The 14,840-nt window shown below is 62.7% G+C and carries 9 protein-coding genes and 1 tRNA gene; 8 read left to right on the top strand and 2 right to left on the bottom strand.

Going from position 1 to position 14,840, the window contains the following annotated elements:
• Nucleotides 1–50 precede the first annotated feature (50 nt).
• On the top strand, nucleotides 51–1,337 hold the full coding sequence (locus ACZ9W6_RS12770) for an NAD(P)/FAD-dependent oxidoreductase (protein ID WP_465191539.1): 1,287 nt from the start codon (nucleotides 51–53) through the stop codon (nucleotides 1,335–1,337).
• Between the two features lie 75 nt (nucleotides 1,338–1,412).
• On the opposite strand, the gene ACZ9W6_RS12765 is transcribed toward ACZ9W6_RS12770, so the two are convergent.
• Complete coding sequence (locus ACZ9W6_RS12765; protein ID WP_465191538.1) at nucleotides 1,413–1,790, bottom strand: SirB2 family protein; 378 nt, start codon at nucleotides 1,788–1,790, stop codon at nucleotides 1,413–1,415.
• Nucleotides 1,791–1,872: 82 nt separating this feature from the next.
• On the opposite strand from ACZ9W6_RS12765, the gene recC reads away from it, so the two are divergent.
• The 3 genes from recC to ACZ9W6_RS12750 all read left to right on the top strand — a co-directional run bounded on the left by recC (nucleotide 1,873) and on the right by ACZ9W6_RS12750 (nucleotide 8,941).
• Nucleotides 1,873–5,049, top strand: a complete 3,177-nt coding sequence (recC, locus tag ACZ9W6_RS12760; protein ID WP_465191537.1) for an exodeoxyribonuclease V subunit gamma — start codon at nucleotides 1,873–1,875, stop codon at nucleotides 5,047–5,049.
• The gene (recB, locus tag ACZ9W6_RS12755; RefSeq protein ID WP_465191536.1) at nucleotides 5,042–8,617 is read left to right on the top strand and encodes an exodeoxyribonuclease V subunit beta; all 3,576 of its coding nucleotides are present in this window, start codon (nucleotides 5,042–5,044) and stop codon (nucleotides 8,615–8,617) included. The genes recC and recB overlap by 8 nt, the downstream gene beginning before the upstream one ends.
• Nucleotides 8,618–8,716: 99 nt before the next feature.
• Nucleotides 8,717–8,941 carry a hypothetical protein gene (locus ACZ9W6_RS12750; RefSeq protein WP_465191535.1) on the top strand — a complete coding sequence of 75 codons (225 nt, stop codon included), beginning with the start codon at nucleotides 8,717–8,719 and terminating at the stop codon, nucleotides 8,939–8,941.
• A 110-nt stretch (nucleotides 8,942–9,051) separates the two neighbouring features.
• Here ACZ9W6_RS12750 and ACZ9W6_RS12745 read toward each other — a convergent pair whose 3' ends face one another.
• Nucleotides 9,052–9,894, bottom strand: coding sequence for a flagellin N-terminal helical domain-containing protein (locus tag ACZ9W6_RS12745; protein ID WP_465191534.1), 843 nt, complete (start codon nucleotides 9,892–9,894; stop codon nucleotides 9,052–9,054).
• Nucleotides 9,895–10,102: 208 nt separating this feature from the next.
• Here ACZ9W6_RS12745 and pap point away from each other — a divergent pair, with 208 nt between their 5' ends.
• From pap to ACZ9W6_RS12725, 4 genes are all read left to right on the top strand, one after another.
• Nucleotides 10,103–11,590 (top strand): polyphosphate:AMP phosphotransferase, encoded by a 1,488-nt coding sequence (pap, locus tag ACZ9W6_RS12740; RefSeq protein ID WP_465191533.1) that lies wholly within the window; start codon nucleotides 10,103–10,105, stop codon nucleotides 11,588–11,590.
• Nucleotides 11,587–13,329 (top strand): exodeoxyribonuclease V subunit alpha, encoded by a 1,743-nt coding sequence (gene recD, locus ACZ9W6_RS12735; protein ID WP_465191532.1) that lies wholly within the window; start codon nucleotides 11,587–11,589, stop codon nucleotides 13,327–13,329. The genes pap and recD overlap by 4 nt, the downstream gene beginning before the upstream one ends.
• A 101-nt stretch (nucleotides 13,330–13,430) precedes the next feature.
• Nucleotides 13,431–13,507 (top strand) — tRNA-Pro (locus ACZ9W6_RS12730).
• A gap of 121 nt (nucleotides 13,508–13,628) precedes the next feature.
• A complete protein-coding gene (locus ACZ9W6_RS12725; protein WP_465191531.1) occupies nucleotides 13,629–14,828 on the top strand; it encodes a cation:proton antiporter in 1,200 nt (399 codons plus the stop codon).
• The last annotated feature ends 12 nt before the right edge of the window (nucleotides 14,829–14,840 follow it).

Raw genomic sequence — 14,840 nt, 5'->3', positions numbered from 1 at the left:
GGCAAGCGCTGCGCTTGGCGGCGACTGGCTCACTTCAGGGAGAACAGAACATGGCACAGACCATAGAACACACCGGCTCTTACTATGCCTATTCGGCCAACCCATCACCGCAGCGCGACAGCCTGCGTGGCAGCCATAGCGCCGATGTCTGCGTGATTGGCGCGGGCTATACCGGTCTGTCGACGGCGCTGCATCTGGCCGAGGCCGGTTATCAGGTCATTGTGCTGGAGTCGGCGCGCGTCGGCTGGGGGGCGTCGGGGCGCAATGGTGGCCAGATCGTCAACAGCTACAGCCGCGATATGGATGTGATCGAGGCGCGGCATGGCAAGGAAGCGGCGCGGCGGCTGGGGGAGATGGCTTTCGAGGGCGGTCGTATCATCCGCGAGCGTATCGCGCGTTACAACATCGCCTGTGATCTGAAAAACGGTAATGTGTTTGCCGCCTTTACCGCCAAGCAGCTGGACGAACTGGAAAGCAAAAAGCGGCTGTGGGAAAGCTATGGTCACACCGGGCTCGAGCTGATCGACAGCGACGGCATGGCCGATATCGTCAGCAGCCGGCAATACCACGGTGCCTTGCTGGATAACTGGGGTGGTCATCTGCACCCGCTGAATCTGGCGCTGGGCGAGGCGGCGGCATTCGAGTCACTGGGTGGCCGTATTTTCGAGCAATCGGCGGTCACGGCGGTCGAGCCGGGTTCTCCGGCGCGAGTGCGTACCGCGCAAGGTGAGGTCAGCGCGCGTTTCGTGGTGGTGGCCGGCAATGCCTATCTGGGCAATCTGATTCCGCAGCTGGCCGAGAAAACCCTGCCTTGCGGCACGCAAGTCGTCACCACCGAGGTGCTGGATGCCGAGCTCGCGCAAAGTCTGCTGCCGGGCGACCATTGTGTGGAAGATTGTAACTTTCTGCTTGATTACTACCGGCTGACGGCGGACAAGCGCCTGCTATACGGTGGCGGCACGGTGTATGGCGCGCGTGATCCGGGTGAAATCGAGAGTCTGGTTCGTCCCAAACTGCTGAAAACCTTCCCGCAGCTGGCCAAGGTGCGTATCGACTTTGCCTGGACCGGTAATTTCTCGCTGACGCTGTCACGGCTGCCGCAGGTTGGCCGCATTGGCGACAATATCTATTACTCGCAAGGTTGCAGTGGCCATGGTGTCACCTTTACCCATCTGTCCGGCCGCATCATGAGCGAGGCGATTCGCGGGCAAAGCGAACGTTTCGATGCCTTTGCCAAACTGCCGCATTACCCCTTCCCCGGCGGGCGGCTGTTCCGCGTGCCGATGCTGACCATGGGCGCGTGGTGGTATGGCGTGCGCGATCAGCTGGGGCTGTAAGCGGCGAGCCATCGGGTAAAACAAAAAACCTGCCAGCCGGCAGGTTTTTTGTTTTGCGGCGGCGTGAATGCGGGGTCAGAACGGCCATACCAGCTTGGTCTTGGCTACGGCAATCATATACAGGGGCATCGCCAGCGCGGCCAGCAACACCACGGCGCGATATGGCTTGCCGGCCAGCTTTTTCAGACCGATGAAACCAAGCACGATGTAAGCGATGAGCGCCACCAGCTTGGCTGCCAGCCAGGGCTGATTATGCGGCGACAGGCCGGCCATCACCGCAAGGCCGATGGCGGCGGCCAACAGCAGGCTGTCGATGATGTGCGGCGAGATGCGCAGGGCGGCGTGCTGCAGCGCCGTTGGCCGCAGATATGACAGCGCGGCGCGACAGGCAAACAGCAAGACCGAGAGATAGGCGAGCCCGGCGTGGGCGTGTTTCAGCGTCAGATAATCCATGGGGTTTCCTGTTGATCGGCAAGTCGGACGGCAGAATGCCGGTGGTACACTGGCGGCTTCCGAGTGATGCCAATATTCTGCCATGTCCTTGCAACTGTATCAGTCCAACCGGCTCGAAGCGCTGGGCATTCTGTACCGGCACCTGTCAGACCAGCCGCTGAGCGATCCGTTCGCCAGCGAGATCATCATGGTGCAAAGCCGTGGCATGGGTCGCTGGCTGACACTGCAGCTGGCGCGCGAGCGCGGCCTGGCGGCCAACCTTGAATTCGTGCTGCCGGCCGGCTTTGGCTGGCGGCTGATGCAAAAAGTGCTGCCGGGCCTGCCGCCGAAATCGGCCTTTGCGCCCGAGGTGCTGGTGTGGCAGCTGCATCAGCTGCTGCCGACGCTGCAGGGCGAGCCTTACGGCGCCATCGAGCACTATCTGCAAGGCGGCGAGCTCGCCTGTTTCGAGCTGGCCGGCAAGATCGCCGACATCTACGACCAGTACCTGGTGTTCCGCCCCGAATGGATACGCGCGTGGGAGGCCGGCCAGTTGCTGGATCTGGGCGTGGACGAGGCGTGGCAGGCGGCGCTGTGGCGCGAGCTGGTGGCGCGCATGCCCGGCCGCCACCGCGTGATGATGCTGGACGACTTTCTCGGCGGCTTGCGGCGCGAGCATCTGCCCGAGCGCGTGTCGGTGTTCGGCATCGCCACGCTGGCGCCGATGTATCTGGCACTGTTGCAGCGCATGGCCGAGCTGACCGAGGTGAATGTCTTCCTGCTCAACCCTTGCGAAGCCTACTGGGGCGATATCGTCGATGCACGTGGCCAGCTGAGGCTGTTCGAGCAGGGCGAAGTCGCCGATGGCGGCCATCCGTTGCTGGCCTCGCTGGGCAAGCAGGGGCGCGATTTCTTCGATACCCTGGCCGCCGGCAGTGCCGATCCGGTGTCGCTGTTCATGCCGCCTGAAGGCGACAGCCTGCTGGCGCGGCTGCAGCAGGACATGCTGAGCCTCAGCGCGCCTGCGGCCAATCCTGATCAGCCGCCGGATGACTCCATCGTCTGCCATATCGCGCACAGCCCGATGCGCGAGCTCGAAATCCTCAAGGATCAGCTGCTGACGATGTTGGCCGCAGACCCGACGCTGACGCCAGCCGATATCGCGGTGCTGACGCCTGACATCAACAGTTACGCACCGTATATCGAGGCAGTGTTCGCGCGGCGCGAGGACGGCGCGCCCTTCATCCCTTACAGCATTGCCGACCGCCGCGTGGCGCGCGAAGTGCCGTTGCTGACTACTTTTGCCGCCGTGCTGCAGCTGGCCGACTCGCGTTTCGAGGCCGATGCGCTGCTGGCGCTGCTCGATTGCCCGCAGCTGCTGGCGCGTTTCGGGCTGGAAGACGGCGATATCGCGCTGTTGACGCGCTGGGTGCGTGAAGCCGGCATCCGCTGGGGACGCGATGCTGCGCACAAGACGGCGCTGGGCCTGCCGGCCGAGCCAGCGCACAGTTGGCGCTGGGGGCTGGATCGCCTGTTGCTGGGCAGCATCCTGCCGGCGGCGCTGGCCGGTGATGATTACCCGCTGTTTGCCGGCCTGCTGCCGGACAATGCCGCCCACGGCCAGCTGGCAGAAAAACTCGCCGCCTTGGCCGCCCTGTTTGAATTGCTTGATGGCTTTGCCCGCGACTGGGCGCAGCCGGCCACGCCAGCCGGCTGGGCGTTGCGGCTGCGTAGTGCTATCGACAGCCTGCTGCTGATTGACGAGGCGGCCGAGCCGGCGCTGGCCAAACTGGCCGACATCCTCGCGGCGCTGGAAAACGACGCGGCGCTGGGCGGCTTTGACGGCGAAATCGGCCTGGCGGTGATTCGTGATCTGATCGTGCGCCAGCTGGAGCTGCCCTCCAGCGAGGGCTTTCTCAGCGGCGGCCTGACGTTCTGCGCCATGGTGCCGATGCGGGCGATTCCGTTTCGCGTGTTGTGCCTGATCGGCATGAATGACGGCGCTTACCCGCGGGACGAGCGGCCGGTGAGTTTTGATCTGGTGGCGCGCCACCCCAAGCGCGGCGACCGTTCGCGCCGTTTTGACGACCGTTACCTGTTTCTCGAAGCCTTGCTGTCGGCGCGCGAGAAGCTGTACCTGAGCTGGGTTGGCCGCAGCATCCGCAATGACGAGCCGCTGCCGCCGTCGCCACTGGTGGCCGAGCTGCTGGACGTGCTGGCGGCGATGAGCGGGCGCGACATCAGCGGCGAGATCAGCACCAGCCACCCGCTGCAGCCGTTTTCGCGCCGTTATTATGATGGCCGCCTGCCTTCGTTCGAGCCGCTGTGGGCGTCCGCGCTGGCCATCGATCATGTAGCGGCCAAGCCTTTTGCCAGTCGCTTGCCCTTGCCGCCGCCGACCATCATCACCGTGGCGGCCTTTCTGGCGTTCTGGCGCAATCCGCCGCGTGCCTGGCTGGCCAGTGCACTCGGCATCCGCCCATCGCGGCTGGACGAGGCGCTGCCGGTGCGCGAACCCTTCGAGCTGGATCGCGACAGCAGCCAGCAAATCCGCGAGGCGCTGGTGCTGGGGCGGCTGGCCGGCAAAAAACTCGGCCATATCGAGGCGCGGCTGGCGGGGCAGGGCCTGCTGCCGGATGCCGCGCTGGGTGAGGCCTGCCTGCAGCAGGAACGCGGCGCCAGTGCCCGTTTCGCCGCGCAACTGCCGGTGACCTTGTTGCGGCCAACCTTGCCACCGCAATGCCTGCGCCTGACATTCGATGGCGTCGAGCTGGTCGGCGAGCTGGCCGGCCTGCGCCCCGAGGGCTTGCTGCGCGTGGTGGCACGCAAGGCCTATGCGCCGGAGCAGATCGGCCTGTGGCTGGAGCATCTGCTGAGGTTGGCCGCAGACCTGCCCGGCGTGGCAAGCGACAGCCTGTTGTATGCCGAGGACGATGTTTACCGCTTTGATGCCAGCGATGCCGACGGCCGGCCGCTGGACGCGATGAGTCTGCTGGCACCGTGGGTTGCGCGTTTTATCCAGGGCCAGGCCGAGCCGCTGCCCTTTTTTGCGCGCACCTCGCTCGCCTATGCCAAGGCCGAGCTCGGCAAGGAAATGGCGGCCGCGCATAACGAATGGTCGCCCGATAACGATTACGGTCGCAGCCCGCAGCGCGACGAGGCGGCCAATCTGTTGGCCTTCCGCCATGCCGAGCCGCTGTCCGACCCGCTGTTTGTCCAGCTGGCCGAAACCCTGTTGCGTCCGATGACGGCGGCGCTGAAAGGCGGCCGCGATGACTGAGAACACTGCAAGCATGCAAGCTCTTGATGCCCTCAACTGCCCGCTGACGGGCGTGAACCTGATCGAAGCCTCGGCCGGCACAGGCAAAACCTGGACCATCGCCGCGCTGTATACGCGCTTGCTGCTGGAAACGCGGCCGGACGGCAGCCCGCCGCCGGCGCTCGATCGCATTCTGGTGGTTACCTATACCAAGGCCGCCACCGCCGAGCTGCGCGACCGCCTGCGCCGCCGCCTGGTGGCGCTGTCGCGGGTGCTGGATGGCGAGACGAGCGAGGACAGTTTTCTGCAGGCGCTGGCTGACAGGTTGGCCGCAGACAATCTGGCGCTGGCACGCGAACGGCTGCGTACCGCGATTACCGGTTTTGATGCGGCGGCGATCTACACCATTCACGGCTTCTGCCAGCGCATGCTTACAGATGCCGCTTTTGACAGCGGCCAGACCTTTGCCGCCGAGCTGGTGCATGACAATGCCGCCTTGCTGCAGCAGCTGACCGATGATTTCTGGCGGCGCAAGATCGTGGCCGAGCCGGCACTGGCGATGCTGCTGGCCGAGCTGGGCGAAACGCCCGAGCAATGGCTGGCCGAGGTCAGGCCGCATCTGGCCAAGCCCTATCTGCAATTGCCGCAGCTGGCCGAGCGCAATCTGCTGGCGGTGCGCCAGCGGCTGGAGCAGGCATGGCAGGCGCTGCAGGCCGAGCCGGAAACACTGCTGACGGGCGGTGCACTATTGCAAACGGCCAAGGGCCTGAAGCAGACCAGCCACAAGCCCGAGCAATGCCAGCGCAGCCTGCGCCTGCTGGCGCTGCTGTGCAGCAGCAATGCCTTGCCAGTGTTGGCCGGTGCCCAGATGAAGGAGCTGGCGCGGCTGCGCCAGAGCGTGCTCGACAAGGCGGTGAAAAAAGGCGAAAGCGCGCCCGTGCATCGGCTGTTTGCGCTGGTGGAAGACTGGCTGGCCGCCTGGGACGATTATGCGGAAGTGCTGCGCCGGCAGCTGTCGGCGCTGAAACTACAGCTGATCGAATGGATCAACGAGCAGTCGGCGCGGCAGCGGCGCGATACGCGCCAGCGTGGCTTTGACGATTTGCTGACCGATCTGGCGGCGGCGCTGGCCGACCCGCTCAGCGGGCCGCCACTGGCGGCAAGGTTGGCCGCCAGCTTCGATATCGCGCTGATTGACGAATTCCAGGATACCGACCCGCTGCAATACCGGATTTTCCGCCGCAGCTTTGTGGACGAGGGGCGCCCGGTGTTCATGGTGGGCGACCCGAAGCAGGCGATTTACAGTTTTCGCGGGGCCGATATCTTTGCCTATCTTGGCGCGCGCGATGATGCGCCGCCGGAAAAGCGTTACACCCTCGCCACCAACCGCCGCTCGCAAGCGCCGCTGGTGGCGGCGGTCAATCGCCTGTTTGCCCGTCGCCAGCCGTTTTTGCTGGACGGCATTGATTATCACCCGGTAGCGGCGGCACCGGCTGGCGGCACCAGATTGCTGCTGGACGACGGCGATGCCGCCTTCAATATTTTGCAGTTTCCGGCCAGCGACAGCGACAAGGCCATCAGCAAGACCGAGGCCGGGCAGGGCGCGGCCGAGGCGTGTGGCCACGAGATTGCGCGCTTGCTGACGCTGGCGCAGCAGGGCAAGGCGCAGCTGGAGAAAAACGGCGAGGCGCGCGCCTTGCGCGGCGGCGATATCGCGGTACTGGTGGCGACACACCGCCAGGGCGAGATGGTGCGCGAGGCCCTGGCCGCACGCGGCGTGACCGCGGTGGCGCTGAGCCAGCAAAGCGTGTTTGCCAGCCAGGAGGCGGCCGAGATGCGTTTGCTGCTGCGCGCCTGGGTCGAGCCGACTGCCGAAAACCGCCTGAAAGAATTGTGCGCCAGCGAGCTGATCGGGCTGGACGCGGCGGCCTTGCTGGCACAAAGCGAGGACGAGGCGCAGTGGGAGGCGCGGCTGGCGACCAACCTTGCCGATCACCACGGCTGGGCGCGGCAGGGTTTCATGCCGGCGTGGCGAGCCTTCATGGCGCGCGAGCAGCTGGCGCAACGCGTGTTGCCGCAGGCCGAGGGCGAGCGACGGCTGACCAATCTGGGCCATCTGGCTGAGCTGTTGCAGCAGGAAAGCCAGCAGCTGGCCGGGCAGGCACCGCTGTTGGCCTGGTTTGAAGCACAGCTGGCGGCGCAGACGGGTGGCGAAGAGGCGCTGTTGCGGCTGGAGAGCGATGCCGAGCTGGTGAAGATCGTCACCATCCACACCTCGAAAGGGTTGCAATACCCGCTGGTGTTCTGCCCCTTCCTGTGGGATGGCGCGCTGGAGCGGCGCGATACCGCTTTCTGGCGCTTGCGTGCCGATGGCGCGGCGCAGCTGTTGCCTGACGCGCTGCTGGGTGATTCCGAACGCGAACTGGCGCGCGGCGAGATGCTGGCCGAGAAGCTGCGTCTGTTGTATGTGGCGCTGACGCGCGCCGAGCACCGGCAATATGTGGTGTGGGGCCACGTCAAGGACATGCAGACCGCCGCGCTGTCGTGGCTGTGGCATGGCGAGTCGGCGGCCAACCTTGGCGAGCTGGCCGAGCTGAAACTCGACGATGCGACGATACGCCAGCAGCTGGAGGGCTTTGCGCGTGATCTGACAGCGGCGGTGGTATGCCGCGAGGTCGAGCTGGCGCGCAATAGCGTGCCGCAAGCGGCACAGGCGCAGTTTGTGCCGCAGCTGGCGACGATCAACCGGCCGCTGTACACGCCGTGGCGCATGGCCAGCTTTACCAGCCTGACGCGCGATTTGCATGGCCACGCGCCGGCGCTGGCCGAGCGACCGGATCACGATAGCGGCAGCCTGCTGCTGGCCAGCGACATCCTGCTGGACGAGCGCTTTGCCTTTCCGCGCGGCGCACGGGCCGGTACCTGTTTGCACGAGATGTTCGAGAATATCGACTTCAGCCAGCCGGAAGCTTGGCCGCAAGCGGTGGCGGCCAGCCTGCATCGCCATGGCTTTGCCGAGGACTGGCAGCCGGCGGCGCTGAGCATGTTGCAGGCGGCGATAAGGCATGAGCTGGCACCCGGCGTGCGGCTGGCCGAGGTGCGGCCGGCGGAGCGACTGGTAGAGATGGAATTCACCCTGCCGGCGGACGGGCTGGATGTGCCCAGGCTCAGGCGCATCCTGTGCGAGCCGGCGATGGGTCTTGCCGCACCCTTGCGCGCGGCTGCCGCCACGCTGGATTTCGAACGGGTACGCGGTTTCCTGAAAGGATTTATCGATCTGGTATTCCGCCGCGGTGAGGAGGTCTGGCTGGTTGATTACAAATCCAACCATCTGGGCGATGACTTCGCCGCTTACGATAAGGAGGCGCTGGCCGCCTCGATAGCGCGCGAGCACTACTATCTGCAGTACCTGATTTACGCGGTGGCGGTGCGGCGCTATCTGGCACAGCGCGGTGGCAGCCTGCGCCTGGCCGGCGTGGCGTATCTCTATCTGCGCGGTATTGATGGTGCGGGGCATGGCATCTGGCATGACCAGCCATCCGCAGCTTTGCTGGACGCACTGGATGAGCTGTTTGCCGTGCGCCGGTAAAAATACCGCGTAAAAACATTCAAGTCACAGGGGTTTGTGGACGATATCTAGGTATGAGGACTGCCAAGGCAAGTCTCTCGTATCCGGGAGGATGTCATCATGGATACCAGTAAGTGGTGTGAAGTATTGCGTCAACAGAGTGCCTATCACCAAGCGGCCGCAATGCTCAAGGCAATTGAAGAACACCGGCAGGCGATTGAACGCATCGAGAGCTCTTTGCAGAGCCTTGGCGAATTCGCCGAGCTGGCGCGGCTGGACCGGCGTCAGCTTCACCCACTGGATGGTGTCACCATGACTTTCCCGCCCGGGACGATGCCGACTTGACCGTTCGCATCAACTGAAAAAAGGGAGCCGCAATTTTGCGGCTCCCTTTTCATTTGGCTGGCGAGGCGTTTGTGCCAGGGTCACCTAATGGGGCGAACCTGGCGGGATGCTTATCCGCGCAGCAAGGAAATAACGCTCTGCGGCACGCTATTGGCCTGGGCAATGAGGCTGGTGGTGGATTGCTGCAAGACCTGGCCGCGGGTCAGCACCATTTTCTCGTAGGCAAAATCTGTGTCCATGATGCGGCTGCGGGCGGATTCCAGATTCTGGACATTGTCCATTCTGTCATTGATCAGGGTTTCGAAGCGGTTTTGCAGGGCACCGAATTCAGAGCGAGTCTGGGTTAGCGTATTGAGAGCCACATCCATGGCCGAAATGCTGGCCGAGGCCTGATGAAAGTTGCTGATATTGATCACGCCGGTGGCGGTCAGGTCGGCGCTAAAGCCCGCAAGGGTAGACAGCTCAATGCCGCTGGTGGTCAGTTGCGAGGGAGAGGCTGCGTCCCATCCGGTCTGAAGGGTAATGCCCTGGCCGCCAGAGAGCAGAGCCGTGCCATTGAAATGGGTCGTGGCAACGATACGCGACACTTCTTGTGTCAGCTGGTCGACTTCCTTTTGCAGCTGCGCGCGGTGATTATCCTGCAGGCTGCCATTGGCCGACTGTACGGCCAGCTCGCGGATGCGTTGCAGATTGCTGCTGAGCTGGCCAAGCGAGCTATCGACAGTCTGGGCAATGCTGATACCGTCGTTGAGCGCACGAACCCCCTGTCGATTACCGCGAATCTCCATGGTTAGCCGTTCATTGACGGCGAGTGCTGCGGCATCATCTGCGGCGCTATTGACCCTTTGGCCGCTGGTAAATCGCAATAGCGATTGCGATAGCTCCCGACCCTGGATACTCAGCTGGCGGGCCGCAAAGCCGGATGCGTAATTGTTGTGCAGGCTGATTTTCATTTTCTTGCTGACGGCACTTGAACGATGTTTCTATCGACATTTCTGTAAGTTCCTTTAACAGATGTTTTGGCAATCTCAACGGAAATCTATAGAGCATGATCTTTGCTCCAGAATTAATGTCATCGTGTTTGATACGCGGCATGGACAAGTAGCGGATTGTTGCGCCATGCTTTTCTGATCAAGGGCAATGCAAAGAAAAGAGTGTGAAATGTTCGAATCAGCAGAAATCAGCCACCAGATCGACAAGGCCAGTTACAAGGAAGAAGAGGCGTTGTTGCGCGAAGCCTTGCTGGATGTGCAGTACGAGCTGAAGCAGCGCGGCGAGTTTCCGCTGTTGTTGCTGATTCACGGCATGGATGGGGCTGGCCGCGGCGAGGTGCTGAACCAGATCAACGAATGGCTGGACCCGCGGCTGATTCACACCGCGGCATTTGATAACCCGAATGATGAGGCACGCGCCCGGCCGTGGATGTGGCGTTATTGGCGCGAGCTGCCGGCCAAGGGACGTATCGGCATGTTCTTCGGCTCTTACTACTCGGATGTGCTGTTTGATCAGGTTGATGACAAACTCGGCCGCGATGCCTTTGACAAGAAACTGTTCGATATCCTGCGCTTCGAGCGCATGCTGGCCAACGATGGCGTGCTGGTGCTGAAGTTCTGGCTGCATCTGGGCAAGGACGCGCAGAAGAAACGCTTCAAGAGTCTGGAAAAAGACCCGGCGACGGCCTGGCGGGTCAGCAGTACCGACTGGGAGCATTACAAGCAGTACGACCAGATCAAGGATGGTGCGGCGCACATGATGCGGCTCACCAATACCGCCTATGCGCCGTGGCTGGTGGTGAATGGTGAGGATGCCAACTTCCGCAGTCTCAGTGTTGGCCGCGCGATTCTGTCGGCGCTGAAGCAGCGGCTGGGGCTGGATCATGTCTGGCACCCGCGTGCTGATGCGGGCGCTATCCAGCCTCCGGTCGACAATCGCCTGTTGCTGGAATCGCTGGTGCTGGATCAGCCATTCGACAAGGACAGTTACCGCGAACAGCTGAGCAAGTTGCAGGGGCGCTTGTATCGCCTGACCCGGCAGGCCGAATTTGCCGGCCATTCACTGGTGCTGGTGTTTGAAGGCAATGATGCAGCGGGCAAGGGCGGTGCAATCCGCCGCATTACCCAGGCGCTGGATGCGCGCCAGTACCGCATTGTGCCGGTGGCGGCACCGAGTGAAGAAGAGCGCGCCCAGCCCTGGTTGTGGCGCTTCTGGCGTCAGGTACCAGGCAAGGGCAAGGTGACGGTATTTGACCGCAGCTGGTATGGCCGGGTACTGGTCGAGCGGGTCGAGGGCTTTGCCGACAAGGCCGACTGGATGCGTGCTTATTACGAGATCAATGATTTCGAGCACCAGCTGCATGAGAACGGTGCCATCGTGCTGAAATTCTGGCTGGCGATCAGTGCCGACGAGCAGCTGGCACGCTTCAAGCTGCGCGAGGAAACCGGCTTCAAGCGCTTCAAGATTACCGATGAAGACTGGCGCAACCGCGACAAGTGGGACGATTACAAGGTCGCGGTTTGCGACATGATAGACCGCACCAGCACCGCTTCGATTCCGTGGACGCTGGTGGCGGCCAACAACAAATACTATGCGCGCATCCGGATCCTGCAGACGGTCTGCGATGCGCTGGAAGCGAGACTGAGCAAGGCGTGAGTGTGGCAGCAGAATTAAAAGTGGCGAGCGCAGCTGATGCGGCCAACCCTGCGTCTTTTTATCCGGCGCAACTGGCGGGCTTGCTGCAGCGGCTGGATGCGCAGCATGGCGCAGCCTTGCGGCCGCTGCTGCAACGATTGTTGCAGGCGCTGGAGGCGGGCAATGTCTGTCTGCATGGTCTGAGTGATGAAGAGCTGGCCGTGCTGCGATCGTCGCCGCTGGTGGCGGCAGCCGGTGCCTATGCGCCGCTGATCCTCGAAAAACGGCGCTTGTATTTTGCGCGGCAATGGCTGGATGAGGTCGAGTTGGCCGCCGGCATTTTGCGGCTGGCTGCGGCAGCGCCAGATGAAGTGCCGAACGAGGCGCGCTTGGTCGAAGTCTTGCAGCAGCTGTTTGGTGCGGAAAACGGCCTCGATTGGCAACGCATGGCCGCAAAGCTGGCGCTGCAGCGCCGTTTCCTGACGATTTCCGGTGGCCCGGGTACCGGCAAAACCACCACTGTGGTGCGTTTGCTGGCGGCACTGGCAATGACATCGTCGCGGCCGCTGGTGATGGCCATGGCTGCGCCGACCGGCAAGGCGGCAGCGCGACTGACCGAGTCGGTGCGGGCCGCGCAAGCACGCATGGCCTTGTCCGCCACGCTGCAGGCAACGCTGCCGCAATCGGCACAAACCCTGCACCGCCTGATCGGCCTGATCCCCGGTGTCGCCCAGCCGAAATATCATGCGGCCAACCCCTTGCCGCTGGATGTGCTGGTGATTGACGAGGCCTCGATGATCGATCTGGGCCTGATGGCGCAAACCATCCGTGCGCTGCCGGCGCATGCCCGGCTGATTCTGCTGGGCGACAAGGATCAGTTGAGTTCTGTCGATGCCGGTGCGGTGCTGGCCGATATCTGCAGCCAGCAATGCTGGCGGACGGCGACGGCAAAAGATATTGCCGCGCTCGGTGGCGTATTGCCGGGGCGGATAGACGATAGCGCCACCCTGGCCGATAGCGTGGTCATACTCGGCAAGAGCCATCGCTTTGCTGCTGACTCGGGCATCGGGCAACTGGCACGGGCGGTGAATGGCGGTGAGGTTGCCGACGTTGCGGCGCTGCTTGCTGAGTCGCGCGCGGATCTGGCGCAGCAGGCGGCCTTGCCGACGGCGGCAGAGCTGATTGCGATGCGGCAAGCGTACTGGCAATGCGTGGCTGAAGACGAACCGTCGCCGGCTGCGATGTTCACGTCGTTTTCGCAGCTGATGCTGTTGGCCGCAGAACGTCATGTGGTGGCTGGTATTAATCGCCAGATCGAGACCGAGCTGGAGCGGCATGGCCGAAAGTCGCCCGAGCGCGACTGGTATGCCGGCCGGCCGGTGATGATCAGCGAGAACGACTACACCATCGGCTTGTTTAACGGTGACGTTGGTCTGACCGTGCGACAGGATAATCAATTGCGGGTGGTGTTTCCTACTGCGGATGGCGGCTGGCGTTATCTGTCACCGGCACGTCTGCCGCGTCATGAGACAGTTTTTGCGATGACAGTGCACAAGTCACAAGGCTCGGAGTTCGACACAGTGTGGCTGGCGTTGCCGGATGCGCCAAGCGCCATTCTGACGCGGGCGTTGCTGTACACCGCCATCACCCGCGCGCGCAGTACTTTCGTGCTGGCGGGCAACCCGGCAATACTGGCGGCAGGCGTCAAAAATGCCCCGCTTCGTCAATCGGGATTGGCGCAGCGATTGTGGAGCCGATGAGTCATTATCATCGCTGTGCCGCACGATATAAAATATTTACAACCAGTGCTTGACAGGGGGCAAGGTGCTGCCTATAATTCGCCTCACTTCTTCGGAAGCAACGGAGTGTAGCACAGCCCGGTAGTGCGCCTGCTTTGGGAGCAGGAGGTCCAAGGTTCGAATCCTTGTACTCCGACCAGTTAGCTGAAAGCCAGTAATCGCAAGATTACTGGCTTTTTCGCATTTCTACGATGCTTGCGAGTGCTCTCTGTTGTTTTGGCTGACTTATAGTGCAGTCAGGCAGCCTGCGCGGAGTCATCATGCTGGAAATCATCGGCTGGCCCTGGCAGGGCAATGCATTCATTCTCTTTGCCGTCTTGCTACTGGCTGGCGTACTGGTTGGGGCGGTAGTCAGCAAGACGCGTCATGTGCCGCGCATCAGCGGCTTTATCTTTGCGGGTGTCTTGCTGGGTCCCAGCGTCAGTGGTGTGCTGGATCACGAGTTGCTGCGAAATGCACAGCTGTTTGTTGATATCGCACTCGGCCTGATTCTTTACCGCCTGGGTTTGTTGCTCGATTTTCGCCAGACCTGGCATGTCTGGCAGGTTCGCTATGGTGCGGTGGGTGAGGCTGTGCTGACGCTGCTGGCCGTGTCCGGCCTGCTTTACTGGTTTGGCTTGGGCTGGCTCGAGTCCTTGCTGGCCGGGGCCATCGCGATTTCATCCTCTCCGGCCGTCTTGCTGATGGTGGCTGGCGAGCTTGGGGCCAAAGGGCCGGTGACCGAGCGTGCGCTAAGTCTGGTGGCACTCAATAATGCGCTGTCATTCATCCTGTTTGCTACTTTTCTGCCGCTGCTGCATGCCAATCAGGATGCCTCGTGGGCAGTCATTATTGGCCAGCCCCTGTATAGCTTGTGTGGTTCCCTGCTGTTGGGCGGGGTGCTGGCGTGCTTGCAGTCCTTGCTGCTGCGTTTTTGTGCACGCGAGAATGAGTTCTTTGCCTTGATGATTGCGATCATCATGCTGGGGCTTGGCGTGGCCAAGGCCTTGCATCTGTCACCGCTGATGGCTTTGCTGGCTTGCGGTGCTATCAGTCGTAACCTGCCGGCTGGCGGGCGCTTTGGTGATGTCGATTTTGGCCGTAGTGCCGAGCTGTTTTTTATTTTGTTATTCGTGATTGCCGGCGCGAACCTGCATCTGGCCGAGCTTGCCCACTACTGGTTGGCCGCAGTGCTGTTTGTGCTGGCGCGTAGCGTGGCCAAGTTGTCGAGTTCGGCCTTGATTGCCAGGCTGTCCGGGCTGGATGGGCGGCAGGGCTTGGGTTTGGGCTTGAGTCTGACGCCGATGGCGGGGTTGGCGATTGGTCTGGTGCAATCCTCAAGCCAGCTTTATCCGGGCTTTTCGGCAACGTTGTCGGCTATCGTGCTGGGGGCGATCGCGATTCTGGAGACAGTGGGGCCGCTGGCAACCGAGTTCGGTCTCAGGCATGCGCGTGAGGTGGATGGCAGTATCGAGCACTGAATAAAAAAGCCC

The organism is Vogesella lacus, assembly GCF_979366295.1.
Note: the sequence above shows the minus strand (reverse complement) of the source record. Positions and strands in the feature narration are given on the sequence as shown.

Excerpts from the sequence above, each read along its gene's own strand:
- recB (WP_465191536.1), top strand. The coding sequence starts at position 5,042 with ATGACTGAGAACACTGCAAGCATGCAAGCTCTTGATGCCCTCAACTGC.
- pap (WP_465191533.1), top strand. The coding sequence starts at position 10,103 with ATGTTCGAATCAGCAGAAATCAGCCACCAGATCGACAAGGCCAGTTAC.
- recC (WP_465191537.1), top strand. The coding sequence starts at position 1,873 with ATGTCCTTGCAACTGTATCAGTCCAACCGGCTCGAAGCGCTGGGCATT.
- ACZ9W6_RS12750 (WP_465191535.1), top strand. The coding sequence starts at position 8,717 with ATGGATACCAGTAAGTGGTGTGAAGTATTGCGTCAACAGAGTGCCTAT.
- ACZ9W6_RS12770 (WP_465191539.1), top strand. The coding sequence starts at position 51 with ATGGCACAGACCATAGAACACACCGGCTCTTACTATGCCTATTCGGCC.
- ACZ9W6_RS12765 (WP_465191538.1), bottom strand. The coding sequence starts at position 1,790 with ATGGATTATCTGACGCTGAAACACGCCCACGCCGGGCTCGCCTATCTC.
- ACZ9W6_RS12745 (WP_465191534.1), bottom strand. The coding sequence starts at position 9,894 with ATGAAAATCAGCCTGCACAACAATTACGCATCCGGCTTTGCGGCCCGC.
- ACZ9W6_RS12725 (WP_465191531.1), top strand. The coding sequence starts at position 13,629 with ATGCTGGAAATCATCGGCTGGCCCTGGCAGGGCAATGCATTCATTCTC.